Source organism: Streptococcus sp. HMSC062H02 (assembly GCF_001813005.1).
GTDB classification, from domain to species: domain Bacteria; phylum Bacillota; class Bacilli; order Lactobacillales; family Streptococcaceae; genus Streptococcus; species Streptococcus oralis_S.
In genome coordinates, this window is the sequence record NZ_KV811134.1 from 39784 (window position 1) to 66747 (window position 26964).

Below are 26964 nucleotides of genomic sequence, written 5' to 3' on the forward strand. Positions count from 1 at the left end.
CATAAAAGTAAGATTTTTTCAAAAATTTATAAATGTTTAGTTTAACTTACACTAGTTCTACGTCAACTCCAGCTGTAGCAAAAGTTTCCTTAACTTGTTCAAAATTACTTGACATGATTGTCGCTTGTTTTAAATTTGGAAACTGCTTTAATTCAGCCAAACTAACCTCATTCAAATCAAAAAAACTATCCTCACCATCCCACTGAGGAATCAGATTCATAAAGATTTCATTACCACCATCCATATCAATCTCTTTTACAAGACTTGCATACTTCTGTGAAATCTGAAGATTTTTAAAGTATTCTAAGGCAGGCTCGACAAGTTCTGTACTTTCTGTATCAATATCCAACTCGCTAAATTCCTCTGAAAAATCAAAAATATCAAAAGCTGGCTTTAAAACCTCTAAATCATACATCAATACTTGGATAATAGCTAGTTTAAAATTCAGATTATCGAAATGAAGATATTTTTCTTGAACAACTTTTGGATTTGATTTTTGACGTTCATGCTTGATTTCTGGATAGTAAGAAATGGTGAGTGGATATCTCATTACATCTGGTCTTCCATTAAAATTGGTTCCACGAGGGGTCCATAAAATAAAATTGAAATCCCCAGTTCTGTGTCTATCATAAAGAAAATAGGGAGTCTTTCCATCAGTGGATACTACGGCTTGACAAGGCATCTTGGGTAATTCTTCTTCTCCAAACATAGGTTTTACAACATCACCGTAGTAGAAACTGATAGTAGAAAGTAGATGCTCATCATCAAGATAGACCCTGCATTTCTTTAAATGATTCTTGACAGAAAACGAATGTTCAAATACAATACCAGCATTGTCGTAAATGTACTTTATGTATTTATTTTCTTTTTTTACAACCTGATCAGGCTTTCCTAATACAGCCTCAATATCTTTCAAAGATAATGGAAAAGACAAGCTGGTTCCGTTCAATACCATTGAATTGTCATGAAAATTGATTTCGAGGTTTTTAGTACCTTTCTTTTTAAAAAAACTAAACATTTGATTCTCCTATTTATAATTTTTTTATCTAAATGCATCAAATCTATTTTTCTAACGTTAGAAAATTTACTGTATAAAATAAGGTTTTGCCGTATTTTTCGTCCGTAGGATTAAAAAAGCAGGAAGCCTTCTTACCTTAAAATGAAAAGGTGAGAGGATTAGCTACGTTTCACTAACAAACTTACACATTCAGCGGTTCGGATTTACCGTATCATCCGTGAAAAAACAATCCTCACGAAATAATGGAAAGTCTTTTGTTTTAATATTGTTCCATTCGTAAACTGAACCTACAATATCTCCAATAATAGATCCTAGCATGGCATTTCTCCTTATAAACTATTGGTTTAGACAGACATTTCTATTTGTCATACTCTTTTATTTTATCTGCATATTTAGTCAAAAGTTTTTTTGAATAAACTTTTTCTTTCTTTGAGTCTCGAACTTCTTTCCAAAGAATAGAAGCTACTTTTAGTTTGTTCGAGTAGTTGCCACTATTTTCGTCTGCACAGAAATCCTTTAAAAATTGATTCCATTGACAAACCGAATGGTCATACTTGGCATAATCTGAATCTCCATAATAAACTTTTAGCATATCTTGGATTGTAAAACTCAAATCATGTTCTCTTTTGACTTTTCTCCAGGCAGTGGCCATATCAGCAGTAAATTTAAAGGGCGAAACACCTGTTAGAGTTGAGAAATATTCTCTAAAGTGTGCATTAAAGGCGAATCCACATTCAAGTAAGGGCGTATCTAAAGTAACGACTTCTACTTGTTTCTTCTTGCTTTTTATTGATGATTTTTTAATCAAATTCCCCTTGAAGTACTGCTCAATAATATCATTGAGTTCCTGTTTTGTACCTCTATATTCAAGCCCTAATGACTTGCATATCTGTGAAAGTTCATCACGATACCAATAGTATTTATTAAATTCATCAAAGGATGTGATTTTATCAAACCCAGGTCTACTCTCTATCAATATTTTACCTCCTTAAAAACAGTTTAGGTTGTCATCTCAAAATAATGGAGTTTTAGTTTCTTTATTTTGAGGATTAGCAATGTTTCACTAACAAACTCACACACTCAGCGGTTCGGACTTACCGTATCATCAGTGAGAAACAAAGTCTTTTCCATCTTCTAAAGAATCAAACACGACAAAATCTTTAGAATAATCATTTTGGTACAATTCCAATAGATACATATTTCATTTTCCCAATATTTGAAAAACTAACCGATATTTTAAGCAACTTACAATCAAATTATCTAGCCTTAATATACGCATTTATCATATAACGAAGATAATTAAGTTTGGTTTATCCAGGATCGACATCTATAGAAGTTATTTTGTAACCATCATTATTGTATAAAAATTCTAATTGTAGGGTTAAATCTACTAATTCAGAATCGGAGGTCATCTCATATTCAACAACAAAGCCAGTTTGATCATTAAATTCATAAACTTGTAGTTGGGAGTACTCATAATTCGGATGGAAATTACAATCTACACCATATTCATCAATTTTATCAAAATCATTTAATTGTAATGAATCGTCAATATATTCAAGTAACTCTCTTACATCATCAACTTCTGAACCATCAACACAATCCAAAATATCTCTATAATTTTTTAGATGAATTGCTCTTAAAATCTTTTTAAGTATTTCAATTACTTTTTCTTCATCTAGGTAGTTTTCTTTGTACTCAAAATCATCGAATATTCCCATGATAATACTTCCTTTTTGTAATCAACTTTAAATCTTATAAATATTAAAAATGTTTCACTAACAAACTCACACACTCAGTGGTTCGGACTTACCGTATCATCCGTGAAAAAACAATCCTCACGAAATAAAGGAAAATCCTTCGTTTTGATATTGTTCCATTCGTAAACTGAATCTACAATGTCTCCAACTATTGCTCCTAGCATCCGTTTCCTCCTTATGGCATATCAGATTCGTTACACATTTCTAATGAGTCACTCTTTAAAAATGGCACCACCAAATCAATCCACTCATAAGGTAGGTAAGCTGATAAATAGCTGTGGTTATAGCCCTTTGCTTCATACAAAATTGTATTTGAATGTAGCTGATGAAATAATTTCGCTGATTCTTTCACACAGTTCAATTCTTTTTCACCATAGATATACAGAACCTGAGCCTTGCTAGCAGAAATCATATCCTTTGGCTTGTAATACCCCATATAGGTTTTGTAAATAGTCACTAATGTTTTGATAGGCATTCTTGGCAAATCCTCCAAATAATAAGCTTTTATTTCCTCTGGATAAGCCAGTTTAGGATAGAGTTTGTTCATCATGCTTAACTGAAGTTTGCAAGAGAATTTATTGAACATCAGTTTACCAAATAGAGACACTAGAAAGATGCTGATTTTAGCTAACCTTGGTTGAGGAATACAGAGGCTTCCATCTATGATGGCCTTCTCTGCAATTTCACTGTCTAAAGACAAAAGCTCCATGGCAATTTGACCACCAAGTGAAACACCACCGATTGCAAACAATTTCCCACCACAGTTTGCTTTGATATAGTCTAGAATCTCCAAAGCAGAATCTTCAGTAGAAACATAATCAAGTTGATATTCCTCGCCGTGGCCATTCAAAGTGGGTAGAATAATACGGTATTCTTTTGACAAGATTCGTGCTTGACGAAGATAATTCCACCAAGAACTGCCACCACCATGTATCAGTAAAATAGGAGGCAAATTCTTATCACCAAACTCATGGAATTTCATGTTTAAACTCCTTACTGTAGGACTTTCACTAGATACACCTATGTTTAATCAGCTCGTACAAGCAGTGATACCGCATCAACATGGTATGTCTGCGGAACTCAAAAGGTTTAGGGAACCTTTTTGAGGATTAGCTACGTTTCACTAACAAGCTTACACACTCGACGTGATGCGTTTGAGGAAAAAGATCCACCGGCTGGACTTTCTTCAACTCATATCCCAATTCTTGGTAGAGTTTGATATCACGCGCCATGGTTGCGACATTGCAGGAGATATAGGCAATACGGTCTGCTCCTGTTTGAGCGCTTGCTTTGATAAAGCTCTCGATCAAGCCCTTGCGTGGTGGGTCGACCAATATAACGGTTGGTTGAATACCTTCCTTGAGCCAATTCTTCATAGCATTTTCAGCTGTATCACAAACATAATGGGCATTGATGATATTATTTAAGGCAGCATTTTTCTGGCTGTTCTCAACCGCTTCTGGAATCACTTCAACACCGTAGACTTCCTTGACATGTTTGGCAACGGACAATCCAATCGTTCCGATACCTGAATAAGCATCAATAACCACGTCATCTTCTTTTAACTCCGCAAAGTCAATGGCTGTTTGATAGAGTTTCTCTGCCATTTGAGTATTAACTTGGTAGAAGGCTGGTCCAGCGATTTGGAAGTCATTCCCCAACATTTGGTCGGTAATATAGTCTTGACCATAAAGAGTCTTCCACTCCTTACCAAAAATCGCATTGGTATTCTGGTCGTTGATATTTTGCATGACAGACACAATCTCTGGGAACTGCTTGATGACTTGTTCAATCAATTGGTCGACACGAAAAACTTTCGGACGAGTTGTTACTAAAATCACCATGATTTGTCCTAAATAATGACCTCGACGCACCACAAGGTTCCGAATCAAGCCAGACTGTTCCTGTTCGTCATATGGTTTTAAATCAAAACGACGAAGCAAATCGCGTAGAACTACCACAACTTGGTCAATGACAGGATCCTGAATAAAGAAATCTTCAAGAGGCATGAGGTCATGCGAATTCTTACGGAAAAAGCCAGTTTCCAAGATACCATTCACTCGACGAACGGGCACCTGTGCCTTATTTCGATACTTAACAGGATTCACCATACCAAGTGTTTCAGCAACTTCTACATCCGAAATTCCTGCAATCTTGTAAAGACTATCCTTGACTTGCTTGGTTTTAAACTTGAGCTGCTCTGGATAGGCAAGATGCCCTAAATCAGCGATACCTGAGCGTAGATAAGCTAGGTCAAGGTCTTGGTTACGATGTGGAGAGTAAGTAAGGTATTCTTCAACTTTTCCATAGCCAATCTTTTTATTGATTTTAAGGACACGCATAAGGATTTTCTCAGTTGGTAAAGCATTTTCTACAAAGAAAACCAAACCATCTACCTTAGCAACCCCTGCACCTTCATGAGTCAAATCAACAATTTCAACTTCTACAATATCATTTTTCTTTAGCATATTTTTCACTTTCTATCGGCCGACAAAAAAAGACGGCAACATTTCTGTTACCATCTATTATATCATGAAATGACCTAAGCACCAAAACTCTTGAAGAAGTTGACAATGGCTTGCCAAAGGGAGCTAAAGAAGTTGCCCCCGTCTTCTAGCGCTTTATTGGCATCAAAGTTGAGGTTGATATTTTTAAAGCTATCTCCAGCTTGAGAGACAATGCTTTCCTTGAGGTCATTTAGGGTTTTAGTGAAATCAGCATTGTTCAAAATGTCACTCTTTGAGAGATTGAGGGCAAAATTGATAATGATATTGACCTGGTTTCCTGTTATAACCTGATCGAGTTTGTAGTTTTTTAGTGTGTCTTCTACAATTTTGCGAACATCTTCTTCTGTCAGATTACCTTTGGCTTCTTTTGCTTTTGCGATTCCTGCCTTGATATCTGCCAAAGCGACATTGAGTTTATTGGCATCGTAGCCTGATTTGTCCTTGTTTTCAGCATTAATATCGGATAAGGCTTTTAGCTCCTCTTGGGCCAAGTCTTTATTGGCTTGCGGTACTTTGGCACCATTGGCCTCTAACGAATAGTAAATCCCTGCTAGGGCGCTCTCTCCTGTAACTGGAATAGGAGCTGCAACTGTGATTTTGGCATGCTCCACTCCCAGCGTCACTGCTGCGTTACGGTACATATCCTGCGTCACCTTGGTGATATTTTCAGGCGTTTCAATCTTGACTTCTAGAGGCGACTTATCACCTAGCTTTTGAATCTTAGCTGAAGAATAGAGCTGTAGACTAGCATCATTAGCCACATTCATAATTTTCGAATAGATATCAGGTGTCATAGTTTTGATATCTTTGGTGTCTTTTGATGCGTCATAGCCAAGTTTGCTAAGAGTTTGATTTTTCTGGTCTTCAGATAGAGAAGAACCTAGAACATATTCAGGTTGTACATAGGTTTCATCGATTACTTTTTGAACATCGGTTGCTGCGTGGACACTCGTCATAGCTGTTGCGGCCCACAATACTGCAGCACTTGTTAGAAAGAATTTCTTTCTCATGGGATATTCCCTCCTTTACCTTTCTAGGTTAATAAAACAATCTTAAAGAAAACTTATAGTGAAAAAACACCTGGTCAAACCAGATGTTTAGAAGAAATTAAAGAATTTCATGATATAGAGATTAAAGCGAACCTGTCTCGAGTAGTAATAATTTCCACCATTTTCATAGAGTTCTGCACCATGAAAGATAGAAATTGGGTTGATGTAGGTGTAGGTCTTCCCTGTAGTATTACCTAGGATTGGAGCGACCGTTTCTCGGGAGTAACGCTTGGCTAGGGCCAAAGTATTTTCCTTACCATTCTGAGCAATGAAGTCGATATAGGCAGGTCCAAAATTATAGGCTTGAACAGCGGTCCAGACATCTACTCCTTTGCTCTGTGCCAAATAGAGGTTATCTGTTAGTGTCTGTATCCCTTGGCGAATACTAGAGGCATCGTCTTTGATGGTATTGGTAGCGCCACTAGCAGACTCACTAGACTGCATGACATCCCGCTCTTTTCCCTTCGTTTCGGTATAAATCATAGCGAGCACCAACTCTTCATTGGCTGGAGTATCTCTTTCGCTCAAGATTTCTCGAACCATGGGTTGGTAGGTCATGACTTGTTTAACATCCTGATGGATATGATAAGCTTTGTATCCTGCGAAAAGGAAGACTGCTAGCACAAGCACTCTTCTTATAAATTTAAACATTATTTACTTTGAATATCCTCGATATTTTTGATTAAGATAGAATAGGTTCCATTGTCATTTTGGATAAACTCGACCGATTCCGCATCTTGATAGACGTTATTGGGAACGATGAGCTCAATTCCATTTGACAAGGAAAGTTTTTGGTTTTCAAATTTCTTTAATTGGCGACTGGCATCAATTTCATCAAACTGGACTGGTTCTGGTACAGCTTCCTTGACCTGGTCGATAAAGCTCAAACGAGCTGTCAGATTGTTATCAAAAAGGTCGTTAGCCAATTTTTCAGGTGACAGTTCATTGCTTTCTTCCAGATTGTTGAAAATCGCTGATTTGACCTTGGATTGGAATTGAAAATCATCTGTGTTAAAGGACTCTGCAATTCTCTGAGCCGTTTTTTCCAATTCCTTGATCGATTTCTTTGGTGAAATCTTGGGAGCAACAGCTAGGAGATTTTCTGAAAAATAATTCAAGAAAGTCCCATTATACTTGATGCGTTTTTCGATGAGATGGTACTTGCGACTTTGAAGATTGACCACCAAGGCCTCATCAGCCCCCGTTCCAAATCCAGGTAGGTTATTCTGAGTCAGCTTGATTGGGTTATCAACTTCTCCACCAAGGTGAGTCAAGGTCTCACGTAGAGCAATTCGCAAAAAAGCGAAATGTTCAACGCCTTCTTTAGAAAACTGAACAAAAACCAAGTCATTGGTCTTGAGATTTTCAGAAATGCTGAACTCCTCTTTCCAGAGATTAGCCAGTGTTACTGATGTCTCCAACAAATCGTCTGTGATGTGATTGAAGAAGGGATTTTCTTCTTCGAAAATCCCAGTCTTTGCTTCATCTGAATACACGCGTTCGATTTTTTTGCGCAAGTATTCTTCGATTTTTGGAGTGATATTGAGAAACTTATCCGCTAGAAACAACTCAGTATCGTCTGGGCTGAACTGATGGATAATGGCTTTCTTAATATAAATGTCCATAAAAGTTTTAGTCCTCGTATAATGGGAAGGCATCTGTCAACGCTTTGACTTCACTTCTCACTTCTTCTAAGACAGCCTCATTTTCTGCATTCTTAAGGGTTTTAATGATGAGTTCAGCCACTTTACGGCTTTCTTCTTCACCAAATCCACGTGCAGTGATGGCTGCTGCTCCGATACGAATTCCACTTGTCTTGAATGGTGACAAGGTTTCGTATGGAATTGAGTTTTTATTTAGGGTAATATTGACTTCATCCAGCAAGTTTTGAGCAACTTTTCCGTTTTCTACAACCTTAGTTACATCCACTAGGAAGAGGTGATTTTCAGTTCCTCCAGAAATGATACGGAAATCAGGGTCTTGCAAGAAGACTTCAACCATAGCCTTGCTGTTTTTGATGACATTAGCAGCATATTCCTTGAAGGCTGGGTCCAAAACTTCTTTGAATGAAACCGCCTTAGCAGCAACAACATGCTCTAAAGGACCGCCTTGAATACCTGGGAAAATAGCTGAGTTGATTTTCTTAGCTAGGTCCTCATCATTTGTCAAGATCAAACCACCACGCGGTCCACGAAGAGTTTTGTGGGTCGTTGTTGTAGTGATATGAGCGTATGGTACTGGGCTTGGATGAAGTCCAGCTGCAACCAAACCAGCGATATGGGCCATATCGACCATAAGCTTAGCCCCAACAGCATCTGCGATTTCACGGAATTTTGAGAAGTCGATAATTTGAGAATAAGCTGATGCACCTGCTACGATTAGTTTTGGTTTTACTTCTTGGGCTTGTTTCAAGATTGCATCAAAGTCCAAGAGTTCCGTTTCAGGATCCACACTGTAAGAAACAAAGTTGTAGGTTTGACCAGAGAAGCTAACTGGAGCTCCGTGGGTCAAGTGTCCACCTGCTGCCAAATCCATCCCCATAACGGTATCACCTGGCTCAATCAAGGCCATGTAAGCCGCACAGTTGGCTTGGCTTCCTGAGTGAGGTTGGACATTGGCGAATTTAGCACCGAAAATTTCTTTTGCACGTTCAATAGCTAGAGTTTCTACCACGTCTACTACATCAGTTCCACCATAATAACGACGTCCTGGGTAACCCTCGGCATATTTGTTTGTCAAGATAGACCCTTGAGCTGCCATAACAGCCTTGGAAACCACGTTTTCCGAAGCAATCAACTCGATATTGTTTTGTTGGCGTTCTTCTTCTTTGGCAATAGCATTCCAGAGATCAGCATCGTATGCTTTAAAATCGTCTTTGTCAAAAATCATAGGTCTTCTCCTTTATAGTGTGACTGGTCCTTTAGTTTTTTTTCAATAAGAAAATCAACTAAAAGATGCGAATAAACCGTTTCTGCACTTTATCACAAGTATAACCAACTTTTTCATAAAATGCATGAGCTCCCAGACGATGATCAGCAGAGTTTAAGCGGATAAACCCATAACCCCGTCTTTTTGCTTCTTGATCCAACCCTTGCAGTAAGTTTTTACCGATACCTTGCCCTTGTGCTTGAGGTGAAACCGCTAAGCCTAAGATATTAAATCCTGCTTTGGAATAGAGGGATTCATAAACTTCAGCATGGACATATCCAAGTAGGACATGGCTGACTTCATCCTCATAACCAAGTAGGAAATGATGAGAATCCTGAGACAGTCTAGCTAGTTGACTAGCTGTGTCCTCTGGACTAAAAGAATAGCCCAAAGCCTCTTGGTTAATCTCACATATAGCATTCACATCTGTTTCTTGCAAATCTCTTAGCATCTCATTCCTCCTCAAAAGAAATCTCTGGCAACTGTGCAAGAATATCTTCTCGCTTAATCGCTCCTTGGCGCAAGATTTTCACCTTGTCTCCAGAAAAATCCAAAATAGTCGAATCCTGTCCAGTTAGAAAAGCGTCGTCTTCCAGACCCAGAACCTCTTGGTCAAAATCCTCTAGAATTTGAGCAAAGGTCACTCCACTCGCCTGACCCGAGATATTGGCAGACGGCCCAATCAAAGGACCTGTCTCTCGAATTAAATCAAGTGTAATGGGGTGACTCGGCATCCGAAATCCGACAGTTGCAAGACCAGAGTTGACCCAATAGGGAACTCGGTCATTGGCTTCGAGGATAATGGTCAAGGGACCCGGTAAAAAGGCCTCTACAAGCTTTTGTAGATAAGTTGGCTGATTCTTTGAAAAGTGCAAGATGTCCTCTAGAGAAGCGACATTAAGATTGAGCGCCTTGTCTCTAGGACGACGTTTGAGTTGGTAAACATGGTCGACAGCTTTTTCGTCTAAGGCCTTAGCAAAGAGGCCGTAAACTGTCTCTGTAGGCAAAATGACTGCCCCACCCATTTCCAACTCTTGTCTAATCCTGTCCATCATCAACTACAACCATCCTATCTTGACCAAATTGGTCTTTGAGTGTTCGTACCCGTTTTTCGGGAAGATGCTTCCTAAAAAGCGCAGGAACACTTTGACCTTGATTGTATCCAATTTCAAGGTAAATCTTACCACCATATGTGAGATAGTCTTTTGCATCTTCCGCAATTCTGCGGTAAATAGCTAGGCCATCCTCATCTGCAAAGAGAGCTAGATGAGGCTCCGAATGCAAAACATTCAAACCAACCTCTGACTCATCTTCGCGAGAGATATAGGGTGGATTGGATACAATTATATCATATTTTTCAGAAATTTCTGCAAAACAATCAGATTTTTTAAAAAATATATTAAGATTTTGATTACTAGTATTCTCTGATGCAAGCTGCAAAGCGTCTTGGGAGATATCTGCTGCTGTCACTGACCAATCTGGTCTGTTTTTAGCTAATGCGAGAGCTATGGCGCCACTTCCAGTCCCGATATCTAGGACCTTAAGCTTATCCTCAGGATTTTCGGCCAGGATAAGTTCTACCAACTCTTCTGTTTCTGGACGAGGAATCAAAACCCGCTCATCCACTTTTAACTGCATTCCAAAGAAATCTGCCTGTCCGATGATATACTGAGCTGGTTTATGGGACGCTAACTGCTGGAAAATTTCTTCTACAAATTGTTTTTCGGCCTCTGTTACCTCTTGCTGGAGGGCAAAGACAAAGTCTGTAAAAGAGAGATTTTTTAAGCTACGATAGACAAAAGAGAGGCTTTCTGCTTCCTCTCCTTGTCTTATCAACTCTTCTTCAAAATCTGAAAATAATTGAGCTAATTTCATTATTTGTTTAATTCTTCTAATTTTTGTGTTTGGTCATAAAGAACCAAAGCATCCACAACTTCATCCAATTTACCAGATAAAATCGTATCTAGTTTTTGGAGGGTCAAGCCGATACGGTGGTCTGTGACACGGTTTTGAGGGAAATTATAAGTACGGATACGTTCTGAACGGTCACCAGTACCGATAGTAGACTTACGTTCAGCGTCTTGTTCATCTTGAGCAATCTGAGCAAAATGGTCAGCAACACGCGCACGAATGATTTTCATGGCCTTCTCACGGTTCTTCTGCTGGGTACGTTCTTCCTGCATCTCAACCTTGATATTGGTTGGCAAGTGAACGATACGCACGGCAGTCGCAACCTTGTTGACGTTCTGTCCACCAGCACCAGATGCGTGGTAGATATCAACACGAAGGTCTTTTGGATCAATATCGTATTCTACTTCTTCGACTTCAGGCATAACAAGAACTGTCGCAGTTGAAGTGTGTACACGACCTTGGCTTTCTGTCACAGGGACACGTTGCACACGGTGGGCACCAGACTCATACTTGAGTTTAGAGTATACAGACTGACCAGAAACCATAGCAACCACTTCCTTGAAACCACCGACACCGTTCATAGAGGCTTCCATGACTTCAAAGCGCCAGCCTTGTGCTTCCGCATACTTTTGGTACATGGTTAGAAGGTCTCCAGCGAAAAGTGCTGCTTCATCTCCACCAGCTGCTCCACGGATTTCAAGGATGATGTTCTTATCATCGTTTGGATCCTTTGGAAGCAGCAAGATTTTCAATTTTTCTTCGTATTCTTCTTTTTCAGCCTTGGCATCTTTGAGCTCTTGCTTGGCCATTTCTTCCAAGTCCGCATCTCCGCCTGATTCTTTAATCATCTCTTCGGCATCAACGATGTTTTGAAGAACTTGTTTGTACTCACGGTATGCTGTTACCGTATCACGAGTTGAAGCCTCTTCTTTTGAAAGCTCCATGAAACGCTTGGTGTCTGAAACGACATCAGGGTCACTCAGCAATTCTCCTAATTCTTCATAACGGTCTTCTACAGTTTGTAGTTGATCATAGATGTTCATTTTTTCTCCTTATTTCTCAATTGTTAAATCATAGTTTGCTACTACTTCGTTCTCAAATATTTCCCCAGTTTCTTTAAATCCATAACTGAGGTAACAAGATCTTGCATGTTCATTTTCTGGATCATAAGACAACCAAAGTTTATTGCCTAAACCTGCTGGCGCTGTCCGAACATAGTCCAGCACTTTATCCATAATTGGTTTAAAATATCCTTGATTTTGAAAATTCTTATCAATCATAAAACGAAATAGTAAATAATTTTTACTACTAATTCCGATCTTTTTATCATAAGCTATCATCACAAAACCTATAATTGCATTATTATCATAAACTGCCAATGGAGCTACAAAATCTCCATTTTTAGTATAGACATATGCTTCAGCTAAACTAATTGCGTTGGTTGCAATGAATTGTTTTTGATATTCCTTGACATCCAAATTCAAAACATCAAAATAATTTCCCATTGTAAAATCTCTTAGTTCAATTGTCATAGTTTTGCTCCTTATTAGATACTATCATTGGCGCAAAATAATGTTTACGGCAGACTGAGATATAGGTTTCATTTCCACCGATCTGAATTTGTTCGCCATCATAGACTGGTACACCATCGTGCGTGCGCAACACCATGGTCGCCTTTTTCTTACAATACTGACAGATGGTCTTGATTTCGTCAATCTTGTCTGCTAAGAGCAAGAGGTATTTTGAACCTTCGAACAATTCATTGCGAAAGTCATTCTTCAAACCAAAAGCCATGACAGGTATGTCTAACTCATCAACAACACGAGCTAGGTCGTAAACATGGTGACGCTTGAGAAATTGAGCCTCATCGACTAGCACACAGTATGGTTTCTCAGGTAAGTCTCGGATATAGCCGAAGATATCCGTCGTTTCCTCAATCGCAATGGCTGGGCGTTTCATGCCGATTCGGCTCGACACATAGCCAACACCGTCACGCGTATCCAGAGCCGAAGTCATAATCACAACTCCCTTTCCTTGCTCCTCGTAGTTATAGGCCACCTTGAGAATCTCAATCGTCTTACCAGAGTTCATGGTCCCATAACGATAATACAACTGTGCCATGCTTCTATTTTACGTCCATTTCTAAATTTTTGCTACATTCTAGTATATCATAATTTTCTGAAGCTTTAAACGGCAAAATGTGGTAAAATAGAAGAAATCAAAAACTAGTGGAGGAAGCTACTATGCCATTTGTACGCATCGATTTATTTGAAGGTCGAACGCTCGAGCAAAAGAAAGCTCTTGCTAAGGAAGTAACGGAAGCTGTTGTCCGCAACACTGGAGCCCCTCAATCAGCCGTTCATGTCATCATCAACGACATGCCAGAAGGAACCTACTTCCCTCAAGGGGAAATGCGCACCAAATAATCCAGCTTAAGCAGAATTGCTTAGGCTTTTTCAATCTCCAAGTAGCATCCATTGAAGAAATAGTCTAATTTTGTTACAATTTGAAGAGATGCTTGGATACCTATCCTAAGAAAAGAAATACAAAAGGAATTAGTATGATTACACGTGAATTTGATACCATCGCTGCTATCTCTACTCCACTAGGTGAAGGAGCCATTGGTATTGTCCGCCTGAGCGGAACAGATAGCTTTGCCATTGCGCAAAAGATTTTTAAAGGAAAAGACTTGAGCAAGGTTGCAAGCCATACCCTCAACTACGGTCACATTATTGACCCGCAGACAGGGAAGGTCATGGACGAAGTTATGGTTGGAGCTATGAAGTCTCCAAAGACCTTCACTCGTGAGGATATTATCGAGATTAACACTCACGGTGGGATTGCGGTGACCAATGAGATTCTCCAACTAGCTATCCGTGAAGGAGCTCGGTTGGCAGAACCTGGTGAATTTACCAAACGCGCCTTTCTAAACGGTCGTGTGGACTTGACACAGGCCGAGGCAGTGATGGACATCATCCGTGCCAAGACAGACAAGGCCATGAATATTGCAGTCAAACAATTGGACGGTTCTCTTTCTGACCTCATTAATAATACTCGCCAAGAAATCCTCAATACACTTGCCCAAGTTGAGGTCAATATTGACTATCCTGAGTATGATGATGTTGAGGAAGCTACTACTGCTGTTGTCCGCGAGAAGACTATGGAGTTTGAGCAATTGCTAACCAATCTCCTTAGAACAGCTCGTCGTGGTAAAATCCTTCGTGAGGGAATTTCAACTGCCATTATCGGCCGTCCCAACGTTGGGAAATCCAGTCTTCTCAACAATCTCCTGCGTGAAGATAAGGCCATCGTAACAGACATCGCTGGTACGACACGAGATGTTATCGAAGAATACGTCAACATTAACGGGGTTCCTCTCAAATTGATTGATACTGCAGGTATTCGTGAAACAGATGACATCGTGGAACAAATCGGTGTCGAGCGTTCTAGAAAAGCCCTCAAGGAAGCTGACTTGGTACTACTAGTACTAAATGCCAGCGAACCACTAACAGCACAAGACAGACAACTTTTAGACATCAGTCAAGATACCAACCGCATTATTCTACTTAATAAAACGGATCTTCCTGAAGCGATTGAAACTTCAGAACTCCCTGAAGACCTCATCCGTATTTCAGTTCTTAAAAATCAAAACATTGATAAAATCGAAGAGCGTATTAACGACCTCTTCTTTGAAAATGATGGTTTGGTTGAGCAAGATGCTACTTACTTGTCAAATGCCCGTCATATTTCCTTGATTGAAAAGGCCGTTGAAAGCTTACAAGCTGTTAATGAAGGGCTGGAACTGGGGATGCCAGTTGATTTGCTTCAAGTTGACTTGACTCGTACTTGGGAAATTCTTGGAGAAATCACAGGTGATGCAGCTCCTGATGAACTCATTACCCAACTCTTTAGCCAATTCTGTTTAGGAAAATAAGAAAAATCCATGATCGTTCTTGCGGTCATGGATTTTATTGTCTTTATTAGTAATCTGGTCTTAAGACACCTGTTACAGTTGCCTTAGTTGCTTCGTAGTCACCATCTACGACAACTTTGATGATGCGTTTGGCATCTTCTTCTGGTGCTGGAACAAGAGGTAGACGAGTTGGCCCCGCTTCAAATCCCATGTAGTTCAAAACTGCCTTAACTGGAGCAGGACTTGGATAAGAGAAGAGGGCATTGACCTTAGGAATGAATTTACGCTGAATAGCTGCAGCTTTCTTCATATCGCTTTCTGCAATGGCAGTGAACATCTCGTGCATCTCATCTCCATTTGTATGGGAGGCAACAGAAATAACCCCATCCGCACCAAGGTTCATGGCATGGAAGGCATCTCCATCTTCACCTGTATAAATCAAGAATTCTTCTGGCTTGTGCTCAATCAAGTAAGCCATATTTGCCAAGCTGGTACATTCTTTGACACCAATGATATTTGGATGGTCAGCCAAACGAAGCATGGTTTCTGGAGTTAATTCCACTACTACACGCCCTGGAATGTTATAGATGATAATAGGCAAGTCAGAAGCATCTGCAATAGCTTTAAAGTGCTGATACATGCCTTCTTGTGAAGGTTTGTTGTAGTATGGTACGATTGCAAGTCCAGCAGCGAAACCGCCAAGTTCTGCGACTTCTTTGACAAACTCAATCGAGTCACGCGTATCATTGGTACCTACACCCGCAATCAAAGGAACACGTCCATTAACAATCTTTTGTACAGCCGCAAAGAGTTCCAACTCCTCATCGTGGGTCAAAGTTGGACTCTCAGCAGTCGTTCCAGCTAGAAGAATTGCATCTGTGTGATGGGCCAATAAATGCTCAATCAAGGCTGGAATAGCATCAAAGTTGATGGAACCATCCTCATGGAAAGGGGTAATAAAGGCCGTGATGATTTTACACTCTTTTAAATCTTGATAAGACATGAGAAACACCTCTCTATTTCAAAGAAGGAGTTCATCTGAACTCCTAAACGATATGACTATTTTAATTCAAATTTCAACTCAGCTGTTGGACGAACCAATCCACGTTCGTGAAGCGTTTCTGCAATCTGAACTGAGTTCCAGGCAGCACCTTTGAGAAGGTTATCTGAAACAACCCACATATGGATTCCTTTTTCAGCATCTAAGTCTTTACGGATACGACCAACAAAGGTATCACGTGAACCAACTGCATTGATGGCTTGCGGATAGATTTGATGCGCTACGTCATCCTCAAGAACTGCACCTGGAAAGGCTGCGATAGCTGCTTTCACTTCTTCGATTGGAGCCACTTCTTTTGTTTCGATATAAACTGACTCAGAGTGAGCTGACAAGACTGGAATACGCACACATGTTGCAGACACTGCGATGCTATCATCTTCCATGATTTTCTTCGTTTCCTTAGTCATCTTCATCTCTTCGTAAGTGTAATCATTGTCAGTGAAGACATCGATTTGTGGAAGAGCGTTAAAGGCGATAGGATAGTGTTTCTTATCACCGCCTGAAGGCAAGATTTCCGCATGCAAATCACGTGGATTCACATCGTCATTCAAGACTTCACGAAGTTCACGTTGTGTTTCAAGAATAGCTCCCATACCTGCACCAGAGACTGCTTGGTAAGTTGAAACGATGATACGATCCAAGCCCCATGTTTGACGAACAGGCTCAAGAGCCACCATCATTTGGATTGTTGAACAGTTAGGGCAGGCAATGATTCCGTTGTGGGCATCAAGTGCATGAGCATTGACCTCTGGAACAACCAAAGGAACATCTGGATTTTGACGGAAATAAGATGTGTTATCTACTACTACTGCCCCAGCTTGAACTGCGTATGGTGCATACTTAGCTGATGTCGAACCACCTGCTGAGAAGAGTGCAATATCAACACCCTCAAAGGCTGTCTCAGTTGTTTCTTCAATCGTAATATCTTGGTCTTTAAATTTCAAAGTCTTGCCTGCTGAACGTGCAGAAGCAAGGTAACGAATTTTATCGATTGGAAGTGTTGATTCTTCCAACATTTTTATCATCTGAGCTCCGACAGCACCTGTCGCGCCGACTACAGCAACTGTATATCCCATAAATAACCTCTTTCGGAATTTTCTAAAAATTTCTATAATAGATGTATTATACTACTTTTTCCAGAAATTGAAAAGCATTTTTGGGTTATATTTTCTGAAAATTAAAAATCCCTAGTCATTGACCAGGGACTAAGAGGCATCTTCATGTGATGAGCAGGTTCACACAACTCATCAAGGTCCGCTCCTGCGTTATGACCTCCTTATGCTCAATAGCAGTCCGAAGACTGCCTATCGACTCATCGCATCTACTATTCTACTAGATAGAGTCACTTTTGTCAACAGCCAAAACTCTTTGCTTCATTTATACAGGTGCATAAGAAATATCTTTGAAAAATTTGGGGCAGACATAACAAAAACCCTTGTAAATAAGGGTTTTTGTATCTATTTCATGCTAATTGCCGGGATTGAACCGGCGACCTCATCCTTACCATGGATGCGCTCTGCCAACTGAGCTAAATCAGCTTACCTAAAAAGTATACTATAGTTCTATGTTCTTGTCAAGCGCTCTCTTTTAATTTTATGGAATGAAAAAAGCTAGATTTAGCAAGAATCTAGCTTATAAACTTCTTATTTTGTTAGATCGATTCGCTGTCCCAATTTACCAATCAAAATCGCTCCCACTATAAGTGATGCAAACTCACCAATTCCAGTAGAGAACCATGTGAAGAAGAAGGGAGCTTCTGTCAAGATATGGAGTTCAGCTGCAATGGTAATCATTGAAATGGAGAAGAGGATTGAAAAGAAGAAATGATCTTTTCGAATCAATCCGTTAAAGAGGTAATCTTTGCTGTATTTTGCAAAGAGCCATACACCTAGACTAAGGAAAACTAGGGTAGAACCTCCACCGACAAAGACATCTATTAGGCCAAAACTACTAAATAAATTAGCAATCATACATCCAATTGTCACACCGATGATATATTTAGGGTTGTAAAAGGCCAAGAAATTCAACATTTCTGAAATACGGAACTGATACGCCCCAAAACTAAGAACATTGATTGGTGGCGTAATAGTCAAAACTACATAGATCGCAGCAACGATAGCGATGTCTGCCATGTCACGAACAGTTAATTTTTTCATGTTTTCTCCTTTAGCGGTTTCCCGCGTAAAATATGCTTGGTGAAAGAAGCTAAGCACCAAGGGTTGAGGTTATCAACCTTACCAGTATAGCACAATATATGACTTTATGCTATACTAAAATCATGAAAAATCAAATAAAAGCTTTCTTTGATAATGAAATCCTTGCCTATCTTTTTTTTGGTGGCGCTACTACTCTGGTTTCTATTGTATCACGTTTGGTTATTTACCATATCAGCCACCAGGAAATCCTCGCAACTGCCCTCGCAAATATTATCGGGATTCTCTTTGCCTTTCTCACAAATGATACAATCGTCTTTAAACAAGAGAGAAGGAATTGGCCAACCCGCCTGGCTAAGTTTTTCTTAGCTCGTCTTTCTACTCTTGGTCTTGACGTTCTTTTAACTTATATCTTTGTTACAACTTTCCCTGATATTATTGGCCAGTTTGTCGAATTTAATATAGATAGGGTTAATACCATTGAAACTATTCTAGCACAAATCTTGATCATCATTTTAAACTATATTTTCAGCAAAATCTATATTTTTAAAGGGAACAACTGACCACTTTGAGAGTTCAAGTTGCTTTTTGTCACAATTTAGGATATAATAAATTAGAAAATTAGGAAAGGAATTTATGAAAATGTTAAAGGATCTTAAAGAATTTTTGCTTCGTGGTAATGTCGTTGACCTCGCTGTCGGTGTGATCATTGCCTCTGCTTTTGGTGCTATCGTTACTTCATTTGTTAATGATATCATCACTCCACTTCTATTGAACCCAGCTTTGGAAGCTGCGCAAGTACAAAACATCGCTGAGCTTGCATGGAATGGTGTTACTTATGGTAAATTCTTGAGTGCTATTATCAACTTTCTCGTTGTAGGTACTGTGCTTTTCTTCGTTATTAAAGCTATGGAAAAAGCGCAAAACCTTCGTAAGAAAGAGGAAGTGGTTGAGGAAGCACCTGCTGCTCCAACTGAACTTGAAGTTCTTCAAGAAATCAAAGCTCTTCTTGAGAAAAAATAAAACAGATAAAGGATCTAGCTTAAAGCTAAATCCTTTTTTCTTTACTCTTTTGGTAACTTCCCAGCCTTTTCGAGCATTTTCTTAATTAAGTACGGCATCTTCACATTTTCACGGCCTTTTTTCTCAATGAGCTTTTTGACAAATTCTGGCATCTGAAGGTCGTCTGTCTCCTCCATAATGTCCTTGGTAGTTGCTGAAGGCGCTAACTCATCGAAGGTTTCTTCTTCTGGGAGAAAAGCTTTAAATTCCTTGTTTTCATTGGCTCTTACAGTAGCAAATAAAGCGTCAATTAAACGGCTATCCGTATTGGGCATAGGTGGACGATGGTAGGTGACACCTATTTCTTGACACAAATCATAACATTCCACATCATTATCAAACAAGACTTCGATGTGCTCACTGATAAAGCTAATCGGGACAAAAATATAATGCTCTGGATGTTGCTTTTGTTCTCGTAAATATTCTAAGACATCTGGCTTGATCCAAGGAATTCCAATATCGCTTTCGCTCTGCCAAGTATTGGTATACTGGTCGGCTGTTAGGCCGAGTTGTTCAGCAATTAGCTTGCTATTATCGAAAATCTGATCGATATAAGGATCTCCATAATCCAAAGCAAAAATGGGGACGCTATGGGCTGAAAAGATCACCTTGAAAGATTCTTCTCTTACATCGTCTCGTAAAATTTTGTTAATCTCATCTGTCCAGAAGTCTAGCAAAGGCTGTTGTTGATACCAGTCCTTAATAACTAAAAATCGGATCTGCTGGCTTTCCAGAAACTTTTCATACCCCATGACTGAGTAAAAAGAATAATGAGGTTCCAAAATCAAACAAATACATTCTTCAATACCATCAGACTCCATCTGCTTGATCACATCAGGGATAAAGGGCCGAGAAAACTTATTGGCAAAGTAGATACCGTACTCCTCGCCTAAACGTTCCTTGACTAAATCAACCTCCTCACGTGTAATCCTCTGCAAGGGCGTCCCACCGATAAGGACGTAGTTGTCATAGAGGGTCTGAATCTCGTGATCTTGGGGTCTAACTCCACGACGAATGTTTGTAAAAAATTCAGCTACTCCTTCAAAACTAATCTCCTCTGGAGATCCAAAGGTCATCATTAATATGGCTTTTTTCATGTTATCATCCTTATGTTATTATTTTCACTATCTATTCTATCATGAAATAAAAAAATAGTAAACGCTTCCGACGTCTACTATTTCTTTTTGTCTTTAGTCTTTTTATCTCGTCTCATGATTAGGATGATGAGGATAAGAAGTAAGAGGACGATAAGCAGGAGTAGAAAGGCTAGGATATAAATCCAATGCGTTGGTAGCCCTTGGTCAAAATAGCGCGTCCCTACTGCTTCTCCACTTTTATCCTGGGCTGCTTTTACTGGTGCATCCGTTATTTTAGCTAAGAGGATATGCCGTCCGTTGGTAATAGTAAGGAAACAGGTGCTTAATAAAACAATCTTGTCCGTTGAGGTCAAGGAAACATCTCGCTTGTACTTGGATTTACTTAGCAGATATTGATAGTAAGCCTGGTGTTCCTCATCGTTGGAACTCAAAGTCCGGTAAATCTCCGTGTCATAGGCATCCACTTCTAAAATCCCAAATATCTCCAGACCACGTTCACGACCATTGTAGTAGATAGAACCATAGCGATGCTTTTCAAAAAAATCTTGATCCGCAAATTTTTGAATCTCCCCAAACATAGCACCAGAAGCCATGGAGTGACCATAAATGATGGTGTTAAAGTCGGTAAAGTTGGGGTTAAAACGATAGTCTAGGAATATAGAACCTGACACAGTATAATCACCAAAAGCATTGCGGTCAAGGTATTTGACATTGTCCTGACTCTGCAAGAGGGGATAGTCTACCTTGGTCCCATCAAGGCTAATCCAACCACAAACATCCTTGTTGAGATGCTGCAAGGTTTCAAAGCCCGTACTGCTGGCATCCTTTTCAATGGGATTATAATGATCATAGTCACTTGCAAGGACTCTATCAGCTGTAAAAAGACAGAAAAAAGCTAGAAAGAGGGATAGAATGACCTTTATAACTTTGCGACTCGTATTTGTTTTCATATTTCCTTCTTTCTCCTTTCTAGCCTTGAAAATAAAAGAGCAAGAGAGGCTGTCCCTTTCTCTTTTATTGGTAGTTTAGTCAGTAATGGTATCTGCTCCTTCTTCCTTTGCTTCTCTTCTACGACGCAAGATCAAGTAGAGGATGATGAGCAAGAATATTAATAGCAAGAGCAAGATAAATAAGATGATGTACCATATCCACAAAGGAATCGATGAGAGAAATCGTCCAAGTGACGAATCATCAAAGACACTGTAAGGGAATGGTTTTGATTTTTTCGTATGGAAGGTGTTCTTTGGAACTGTATCCGTAATCTTGGCAACTACGATATGTCTTCCATTTGTTACGTCTAGGAAACAGGTACTGAGAAGGATGATATGGTCATTTGGCCCCAGTGTGATATCTCGCTTGTGGATGGCAACCGAGAGTAAGTGATCGATATATTCTTGGCGCCGATCATCTCCATTAATACCTGGATCATAGATGTTAAAGTCATAGGCGTCTACCTCGAGCATTTCAAAGATCTCAAGACCTTTTTCAACGCCATTATAGTAAATACTACCGTAACGATGCTGGTCAAAAAATTCCTTATCAGAAAACTTTGCTACATCTCCAAACATAACCCCATTTTCTACATGGTGTCCGTAGATGATGGTATTAAAGTCCTCGAACTTGGATTCATTTCGAGCCTCAAGGAAAATAGCTCCCGTAGCTGCAAATTCTCCCTTGGAATCTTTGTTCAGGTATTTTTCATTGTCTTTGGCTTGGACCAAGGGGTAGTCGATATTGGTGCCATAGACATTGATCCAGCCGAGAACCTCTGGATTGACTTGCTGTAGCTTGTGAAAGCCAGAAAAACTAGCAAGCTCATCTTTCTCAATAGTGCTCACTGGTCTATAGGCCTCATACTCACTTGATGAAGCTTGTGAATAAACCTGATTGGCATCCCAGAGGGCGTAGAAACCAAAGAGAAAGACTAAGGCAGCCAAGAGGAGCAAGATATGATTCATCAATGCATCTACAGCAAGTACCAGACGTCTAGAAAAACTCCTTTTTGGTTTCTCACGCTTGATTTTCATAAGTCAAACCACTTGCCTAAGCTTGTCTGCGTTTTTTAGACAAAACAACAAATCCAGCCAAACCAAGACCAATCATCAAGATGAAAGGAAGGTTGTCAATCAAGAGACCAGTAGGGGTAACGTCTGGTAAGCTATTTGTGATAGTGTTATCGTTTGGTTTTTCACCAATAAGGATATTTTCTTGTGTAAAATCTTGTGATTTTGTTCCATTCTGTGTTCTAATTAAACCATTTGATTTGAGTTCTGATGATGCAGTATATCCCTGAGAACTAACTTCAACTAATTTATATTTTGTACCAGCTGGAATTTTTTTAAATACAAGAGTTTGATTATGTCTTAAAGTAATTGTAGTTTCTCTATCATATTCAAAAGTTTTGGAAACTCCATCAATACTACCATTAATTGAACTTGCTTCTTCAGTCGACGCTTTTTTAAAAGTAAGTTTGAAAGTGAAATTTTTAGTCTTATCAGCACTTGATCCTGACACAACTTTTTTAATAACTAATGAATTTGCTGTTGGATCTATGTTAGCTTGATCTGGATTATTTGGTTTTGGATCATTGGGGTCCGTAATTTTTCCAGCATCTTTTCGATAGATGTTACTAAATAAGTCATATTTATATGTTTCAGAGCCTGTAGAAGGTTTTACTTTTGCGCCATTAGTATTACTGGTTTCTTTAAAATACACAGATGAAATGTAAGTCCCATTCTCACGACTCTTATTCTTTACAATAACGTGCATGTCGTATGTACGCGTATCATAAGTCATATAATCAATAGGGGTACCATTTTTAGAAATTGCTTGCCAACCATCATTCTTTTCTGCAACTCTATAAACATATTCACCAGCATGATTATATCTAACAGAATAAAAAATATTAGTTGTGTCTTTTTTTATACTATCTTCATTCGGTTTCAAGACATCTGACGAACGAAAAGTTACACTCTGATCTGGAATATTCGTTCCAGTTTCATATGGTGCCCCATTAGATGATGTTCCAGTTTGAGGTGTGAAGGTAAATGTAAAAGTTGCATTAGGTGTAGTAATTCCTTCGGCAATTTTTAAAGTTTTATTTATAGCAACTTTAGCATCACTTTCTCCTGTTGCTCTAGCTGTTGCGAGATTATCATCATTTGTATCCGCAAATGTTGGCACTCCTCTAAAGACCGACAAGGCGGTTACAGCTGCAATACTTGCAGTAACTAATTTTTTCAAAAATGTTTTTTTCATGATTATTCCTTTTATTTTTAAATTTCTTTTTTCATAAATTATCATCAAAAGCCCCGTCGCCTTAGGACTGTTACCACCTTGCCATGGGTATCCTGTATAGGAATGGTTCCAAAAGCACGGCTATCTACAGCCGTTGTTCGATTGTCTCCGAGGACAAAGAGTTGTCCTGCTGGGACTTTCATTGGGAAGGTAGCCCCTTCCTTATAGAGCAGCGTTTCTTTGTAGATATCCTGCTCTTGTTGAGGAGAACCGTTGATGATGAGACCATTTTCGTTTATATCGATCGTACTTCCTTCGGTTGCAATGACACGCGCCACTCTTTCCTTACCCTTATAACTATAGACGAGCAGATCACCAATCGAATAACGTTTATCAAGCCTATAGTAGACAACCAAGTCGCCATCTTTTAAGGCTGGCTTCATGCCATCGTCATTGTATCTCAATAGTCCAAAGACAAAAAAGTAAAGGGTGGCCAGTACAAACCCAACCATCAGAAGCTTACTGACTAAGTAGAGGATATCTCCCCATACACTCGGCGGAGACTTATCCCGATTGACTTGTGTTACTGTTTTCTTATGTTTCTTTTTAAGTAGCATTATTTTCTCCTATGTACCACTAGATATCCGAGTAGGATTGTAAAGAAGATTCCCCCTAGAGGAAGGATTATTCCTAACATGAGTGTACTGCTGAGGAAGTCAACTCCGGTTTCAGGCACGCTATTCTTATTATTCGTGACTGTCGCGGACTTGTCTCCATCCAGCTTGCCTTCTTGATTTTCATAAGATACCTGATATCCACTAGAAGAGTTTGATTCCTCTTCTACGGTATAGTGACTATTGAGTGGAAGTCCATCAATTTTTATGGTTTGATCTTTGTTTAGATCAATAGACACTCGACCATTCGTAAATTGCAGAGGGGTTCTTTTATTATTTACCGTTGCAGTATAGGTTCCATTCAGTGGACTATTCTGAGCATCCCTAATGTTAATGGTAATCTTGAAGGATTTTAATAGGTTGGCAAATACACCCGTAACCTTTTTTGTAACTGATAAACTTGGAAGCTTGTGATTCGTGACAATACTGGTTTCGTCTTTATTCAGATCGCCCTCTTGATTCTCATATGTAACGTGGTAACCGTTCGTTGATGCCGCTTCTTCTTCAACCTTGTAATGGGTTCCTCGAGGAAGATAGCTTAGAATACCTTTCCAACGTTTTCGTTTTTCGACACGGATCTCCGCTTCTCCATTCACAACAGTTATATCGCCAAAAGTTCCATTCAATGGTGTAGAATCAGGAGAGGTTAGTTTTACCTTAATCCTAAACTCTTTGTTCAAGTTACTTTCAGCTTCCAACACTTTCTTAATCGTCAGACTTGGCAATTGTTTATAGATTACCTTGAAGGATGGTTTAGTTTCTGTACCAACATTTTTTATTTCTTTGGTAAAGGCTGGGACGTCCGGTGCAATTAAATCGTATTGATATCCTTTGGCAACTTTTTCAAAGTTCCTCGTTTCATTAAAGATATTTGTTCTAACATTTACATTAGTCTTTCGATAGTCTTGATTATCAGGACCTCCGTTCTTGTTCTTTTGAACCAGTTTCAGTTCAACATTACTCGGTTGATCAGCTGTAATAACAGTTCTCGCACCCGTCACACCTTGCCATTCAACTTCCACTGGTACCGTTAATGGATCTGAAGGCTTAAAGGTTGGGTTGTCAGAGTATTCTTTGGTCTTGGTTTGAGAGGTGTCTATTCCATAGGAATAGGTGACACTGGCACCTTTATTGGAGTAGAGTTTATTGACATCAGAACCTTCAGCATCACCAGCCTCTAGTTTTTTATCACCAGCAATGGCATCCAAAGCATCTTGACTAGATGTAACAGTAAATTTGAGGGCGTACTTCACACCATCATCAAGAATGTAGTTAGGATTAAATTTTGCTGTTACTTCGACCAGACCATTTTCATTCTTCCTTGTTTCCAGCGTAACCTTATCTGATCCCAAGGTTTCCTCTTTATCGTTTTCGATTTTTACAACTCGAATATTTGAACTGTTATCGGGAAGAAGTTGAACATATTTGGACAAAACATCCTTGATGGTCACATGGTGAACAGCTAGGGGAAGGATTTTCTTGGTGATTTCCTTAAATTGTTCTCTCAATTCCCTTTCATTGTTAGCGGATAATATTTCGTTTGGAATGGAAGAATTATAACTACCAATGTACTCTTTTAGTTTAGAAATACTATCTGTACTATTAGAGTAGCGGAATTTGATAGAATAAAATCCATCAATCTTGGGAGCAAGATAACCAGAAACTGTTTCAGTAAACGTGTTTAGATTGGTTTGATACCACGATGGAGCTATTTCTGTTACACCATCATTATTGCTCCAATTGTAGATCGTATAGCCTCTAGTATCGTAGTACATGTTCGCAAAACCATCTGACAAAAGAATAACAACCTTTTTTGCACTTGATCTGGCTGACTGAAGTAATTCTGTTGCTGACTGAAGTCCTGCTCCAATATTTGTACCTGTACCTATTCCTCCTTCGTAACCAATCGAATCACCACTATTATCAACAGACATTCTAGAAACCATTCTTTTGGCTCCTTGAACATCATTGCTCCAGTTTAATACTGTCTTAGCATCATCATGAGAGGAAATACCAGAAAAGTACCCCGCCCAAGCTGGCCATTGATAATAACTATTGTAACGTTGGTTATCTATTTTCCCAGCAAATCCAACAATTGATAAACGGTTGTTAGAGTTTGAAAGGATTGTATCTATCAAACCACGACGACCGTTTTCGCCTTGGAGTGTATTTTTCAGAGCTTGAAGCCGACTAATCAAAGCCCCATTAGAGGAGTTGACATCCTGATAAGTCATACTTCCAGATAAGTCTGCTACTAAAACAACATCCAAGGGATCCGTTTGGGTCTCCGTTCCCAGTTTGGACGTGATATCCAATGACAACTCATACTTGTCATCCTGTCCCGATATCGGAGTAATTGTTTTATGAAGGGTTGTCTGAGGTTCTGTAGTAGAATCAGCATTTAACAGGCTTATCGGAGCACACAAAAAGAGAATAGCTAACAGTGTAACTAAACGGCGCGCAATAATTTGAACTTTCTTAAAATCGAAACGAATGTTCATTTTATTCTCCTTAACTAGAATGTACTAATATTGTTACTATATCAATCTAGGACATTTACAAGATAATTGTACAATAAAGTTCACGCAGTGTCAA

At 39.3% G+C, this 26964-nt stretch carries 30 protein-coding genes, 1 tRNA gene and 1 riboswitch; of the genes, 4 read left to right on the forward strand and 27 right to left on the reverse strand.

All coding sequences use genetic code 11. The annotated features are described in order from the left end of the window. Nucleotides 1-46 precede the first annotated feature (46 nt). The 17 genes from HMPREF2885_RS08610 to HMPREF2885_RS08680 all read right to left on the reverse strand — a co-directional run bounded on the left by HMPREF2885_RS08610 (nucleotide 47) and on the right by HMPREF2885_RS08680 (nucleotide 13294). Nucleotides 47-1018 carry a DUF6892 domain-containing protein gene (locus HMPREF2885_RS08610; RefSeq protein WP_070657825.1) on the reverse strand — a complete coding sequence of 324 codons (972 nt, stop codon included), beginning with the start codon at nucleotides 1016-1018 and terminating at the stop codon, nucleotides 47-49. Nucleotides 1019-1207: 189 nt separating this feature from the next. After that, nucleotides 1208-1336, reverse strand: coding sequence for a hypothetical protein (locus tag HMPREF2885_RS09980; protein WP_000901527.1), 129 nt, complete (start codon nucleotides 1334-1336; stop codon nucleotides 1208-1210). A 40-nt stretch (nucleotides 1337-1376) separates the two neighbouring features. After that, the gene (locus HMPREF2885_RS08615; RefSeq protein ID WP_000573130.1) at nucleotides 1377-1994 is read right to left on the reverse strand and encodes an SAP domain-containing protein; all 618 of its coding nucleotides are present in this window, start codon (nucleotides 1992-1994) and stop codon (nucleotides 1377-1379) included. A gap of 334 nt (nucleotides 1995-2328) precedes the next feature. After that, nucleotides 2329-2739: a DUF7668 domain-containing protein gene (locus tag HMPREF2885_RS08620; protein ID WP_000510788.1), complete on the reverse strand. Its 411-nt coding sequence runs from the start codon at nucleotides 2737-2739 to the stop codon at nucleotides 2329-2331. Nucleotides 2740-2813: 74 nt separating this feature from the next. Beyond that, the gene (locus tag HMPREF2885_RS10285) at nucleotides 2814-2942 is read right to left on the reverse strand and encodes a hypothetical protein (protein ID WP_000900064.1); all 129 of its coding nucleotides are present in this window, start codon (nucleotides 2940-2942) and stop codon (nucleotides 2814-2816) included. An 11-nt stretch (nucleotides 2943-2953) separates the two neighbouring features. After that, nucleotides 2954-3760 (reverse strand): alpha/beta hydrolase, encoded by an 807-nt coding sequence (locus tag HMPREF2885_RS08625; protein ID WP_000668466.1) that lies wholly within the window; start codon nucleotides 3758-3760, stop codon nucleotides 2954-2956. A 127-nt stretch (nucleotides 3761-3887) separates the two neighbouring features. Beyond that, nucleotides 3888-5246, reverse strand: coding sequence for a 23S rRNA (uracil(1939)-C(5))-methyltransferase RlmD (gene rlmD, locus HMPREF2885_RS08630; RefSeq protein ID WP_000914601.1), 1359 nt, complete (start codon nucleotides 5244-5246; stop codon nucleotides 3888-3890). Nucleotides 5247-5320: 74 nt separating this feature from the next. Beyond that, nucleotides 5321-6295, reverse strand: a complete 975-nt coding sequence (locus HMPREF2885_RS08635; protein WP_001227377.1) for a DUF1002 domain-containing protein — start codon at nucleotides 6293-6295, stop codon at nucleotides 5321-5323. 87 nt (nucleotides 6296-6382) lie between these two features. Continuing rightward, nucleotides 6383-6985, reverse strand: coding sequence for a lysozyme family protein (locus HMPREF2885_RS08640; RefSeq protein ID WP_002893258.1), 603 nt, complete (start codon nucleotides 6983-6985; stop codon nucleotides 6383-6385). Further along, nucleotides 6985-7959 carry a nucleoid-associated protein gene (locus HMPREF2885_RS08645; protein WP_000356115.1) on the reverse strand — a complete coding sequence of 325 codons (975 nt, stop codon included), beginning with the start codon at nucleotides 7957-7959 and terminating at the stop codon, nucleotides 6985-6987. Before HMPREF2885_RS08645 ends, HMPREF2885_RS08640 begins: the two co-directional genes overlap by 1 nt. Nucleotides 7960-7966: 7 nt before the next feature. Further along, nucleotides 7967-9223 carry a serine hydroxymethyltransferase gene (gene glyA, locus HMPREF2885_RS08650; protein WP_033629805.1) on the reverse strand — a complete coding sequence of 419 codons (1257 nt, stop codon included), beginning with the start codon at nucleotides 9221-9223 and terminating at the stop codon, nucleotides 7967-7969. Between the two features lie 58 nt (nucleotides 9224-9281). Continuing rightward, a complete protein-coding gene (locus tag HMPREF2885_RS08655) occupies nucleotides 9282-9713 on the reverse strand; it encodes a GNAT family N-acetyltransferase (RefSeq protein WP_070657827.1) in 432 nt (143 codons plus the stop codon). A 1-nt stretch (nucleotide 9714) separates the two neighbouring features. Further along, entirely contained in the window at nucleotides 9715-10317 is a 603-nt protein-coding gene (locus HMPREF2885_RS08660; RefSeq protein ID WP_042899485.1) for an L-threonylcarbamoyladenylate synthase, read from the reverse strand. Then, a complete protein-coding gene (gene prmC / locus HMPREF2885_RS08665; protein ID WP_000761866.1) occupies nucleotides 10301-11137 on the reverse strand; it encodes a peptide chain release factor N(5)-glutamine methyltransferase in 837 nt (278 codons plus the stop codon). The genes HMPREF2885_RS08660 and prmC overlap by 17 nt, the downstream gene beginning before the upstream one ends. Then, nucleotides 11137-12216: a peptide chain release factor 1 gene (gene prfA / locus HMPREF2885_RS08670; protein ID WP_001028830.1), complete on the reverse strand. Its 1080-nt coding sequence runs from the start codon at nucleotides 12214-12216 to the stop codon at nucleotides 11137-11139. The genes prmC and prfA overlap by 1 nt, the downstream gene beginning before the upstream one ends. 9 nt (nucleotides 12217-12225) lie before the next feature. Further along, entirely contained in the window at nucleotides 12226-12705 is a 480-nt protein-coding gene (locus HMPREF2885_RS08675) for a GNAT family N-acetyltransferase (RefSeq protein ID WP_070657829.1), read from the reverse strand. Next, on the reverse strand, nucleotides 12695-13294 hold the full coding sequence (locus tag HMPREF2885_RS08680; RefSeq protein WP_000068124.1) for a thymidine kinase: 600 nt from the start codon (nucleotides 13292-13294) through the stop codon (nucleotides 12695-12697). Before HMPREF2885_RS08680 ends, HMPREF2885_RS08675 begins: the two co-directional genes overlap by 11 nt. 122 nt (nucleotides 13295-13416) lie before the next feature. Here HMPREF2885_RS08680 and HMPREF2885_RS08685 point away from each other — a divergent pair, with 122 nt between their 5' ends. After that, a complete protein-coding gene (locus HMPREF2885_RS08685; RefSeq protein ID WP_001117401.1) occupies nucleotides 13417-13599 on the forward strand; it encodes a 4-oxalocrotonate tautomerase in 183 nt (60 codons plus the stop codon). 134 nt (nucleotides 13600-13733) lie between these two features. After that, on the forward strand, nucleotides 13734-15107 hold the full coding sequence (gene mnmE, locus HMPREF2885_RS08690) for a tRNA uridine-5-carboxymethylaminomethyl(34) synthesis GTPase MnmE (protein WP_000632734.1): 1374 nt from the start codon (nucleotides 13734-13736) through the stop codon (nucleotides 15105-15107). A gap of 46 nt (nucleotides 15108-15153) precedes the next feature. Here the strand turns inward: mnmE and dapA are convergent, their stop codons facing one another. The 4 genes from dapA to HMPREF2885_RS08710 form a co-directional block, all read right to left on the reverse strand. Continuing rightward, nucleotides 15154-16089 (reverse strand): 4-hydroxy-tetrahydrodipicolinate synthase, encoded by a 936-nt coding sequence (gene dapA, locus HMPREF2885_RS08695; protein WP_070657831.1) that lies wholly within the window; start codon nucleotides 16087-16089, stop codon nucleotides 15154-15156. Nucleotides 16090-16145: 56 nt separating this feature from the next. Continuing rightward, on the reverse strand, nucleotides 16146-17222 hold the full coding sequence (locus HMPREF2885_RS08700) for an aspartate-semialdehyde dehydrogenase (RefSeq protein WP_070657833.1): 1077 nt from the start codon (nucleotides 17220-17222) through the stop codon (nucleotides 16146-16148). 389 nt (nucleotides 17223-17611) lie between these two features. Then, nucleotides 17612-17684 (reverse strand) — tRNA-Thr (locus HMPREF2885_RS08705). A gap of 105 nt (nucleotides 17685-17789) precedes the next feature. Further along, nucleotides 17790-18302, reverse strand: a complete 513-nt coding sequence (locus HMPREF2885_RS08710) for a QueT transporter family protein (protein WP_000737304.1) — start codon at nucleotides 18300-18302, stop codon at nucleotides 17790-17792. Then, nucleotides 18300-18396, reverse strand: a riboswitch (PreQ1 riboswitch). (Overlaps the previous gene by 3 nt.) 28 nt (nucleotides 18397-18424) lie before the next feature. Here HMPREF2885_RS08710 and HMPREF2885_RS08715 point away from each other — a divergent pair. Both HMPREF2885_RS08715 and mscL read left to right on the forward strand, forming a co-directional pair. Next, the gene (locus HMPREF2885_RS08715) at nucleotides 18425-18862 is read left to right on the forward strand and encodes a GtrA family protein (protein ID WP_002874529.1); all 438 of its coding nucleotides are present in this window, start codon (nucleotides 18425-18427) and stop codon (nucleotides 18860-18862) included. Nucleotides 18863-18941: 79 nt separating this feature from the next. Beyond that, complete coding sequence (mscL, locus tag HMPREF2885_RS08720) at nucleotides 18942-19322, forward strand: large conductance mechanosensitive channel protein MscL (protein ID WP_070657835.1); 381 nt, start codon at nucleotides 18942-18944, stop codon at nucleotides 19320-19322. A gap of 41 nt (nucleotides 19323-19363) precedes the next feature. Here the strand turns inward: mscL and hemH are convergent, their stop codons facing one another. From hemH to pitA, 6 genes are all read right to left on the reverse strand, one after another. Then, complete coding sequence (gene hemH, locus HMPREF2885_RS08725; RefSeq protein ID WP_070657836.1) at nucleotides 19364-20458, reverse strand: ferrochelatase; 1095 nt, start codon at nucleotides 20456-20458, stop codon at nucleotides 19364-19366. 77 nt (nucleotides 20459-20535) lie between these two features. Next, on the reverse strand, nucleotides 20536-21408 hold the full coding sequence (gene srtB / locus HMPREF2885_RS08730) for a PI-2 pilus system class B sortase SrtG2 (RefSeq protein ID WP_070657838.1): 873 nt from the start codon (nucleotides 21406-21408) through the stop codon (nucleotides 20536-20538). Between the two features lie 75 nt (nucleotides 21409-21483). Beyond that, nucleotides 21484-22485 carry a PI-2 pilus system class B sortase SrtG1 gene (gene srtB / locus HMPREF2885_RS08735; protein WP_070657840.1) on the reverse strand — a complete coding sequence of 334 codons (1002 nt, stop codon included), beginning with the start codon at nucleotides 22483-22485 and terminating at the stop codon, nucleotides 21484-21486. Nucleotides 22486-22501: 16 nt separating this feature from the next. After that, the gene (locus HMPREF2885_RS08740) at nucleotides 22502-23716 is read right to left on the reverse strand and encodes a DUF7601 domain-containing protein (protein WP_152902973.1); all 1215 of its coding nucleotides are present in this window, start codon (nucleotides 23714-23716) and stop codon (nucleotides 22502-22504) included. A 44-nt stretch (nucleotides 23717-23760) separates the two neighbouring features. Then, on the reverse strand, nucleotides 23761-24312 hold the full coding sequence (sipA, locus tag HMPREF2885_RS08745; protein ID WP_000924790.1) for a PI-2 pilus system signal peptidase SipA: 552 nt from the start codon (nucleotides 24310-24312) through the stop codon (nucleotides 23761-23763). Beyond that, a complete protein-coding gene (gene pitA, locus HMPREF2885_RS08750; RefSeq protein WP_070657843.1) occupies nucleotides 24312-26870 on the reverse strand; it encodes a PI-2 pilus tip adhesin PitA in 2559 nt (852 codons plus the stop codon). Before pitA ends, sipA begins: the two co-directional genes overlap by 1 nt. Nucleotides 26871-26964: the final 94 nt, after the last annotated feature.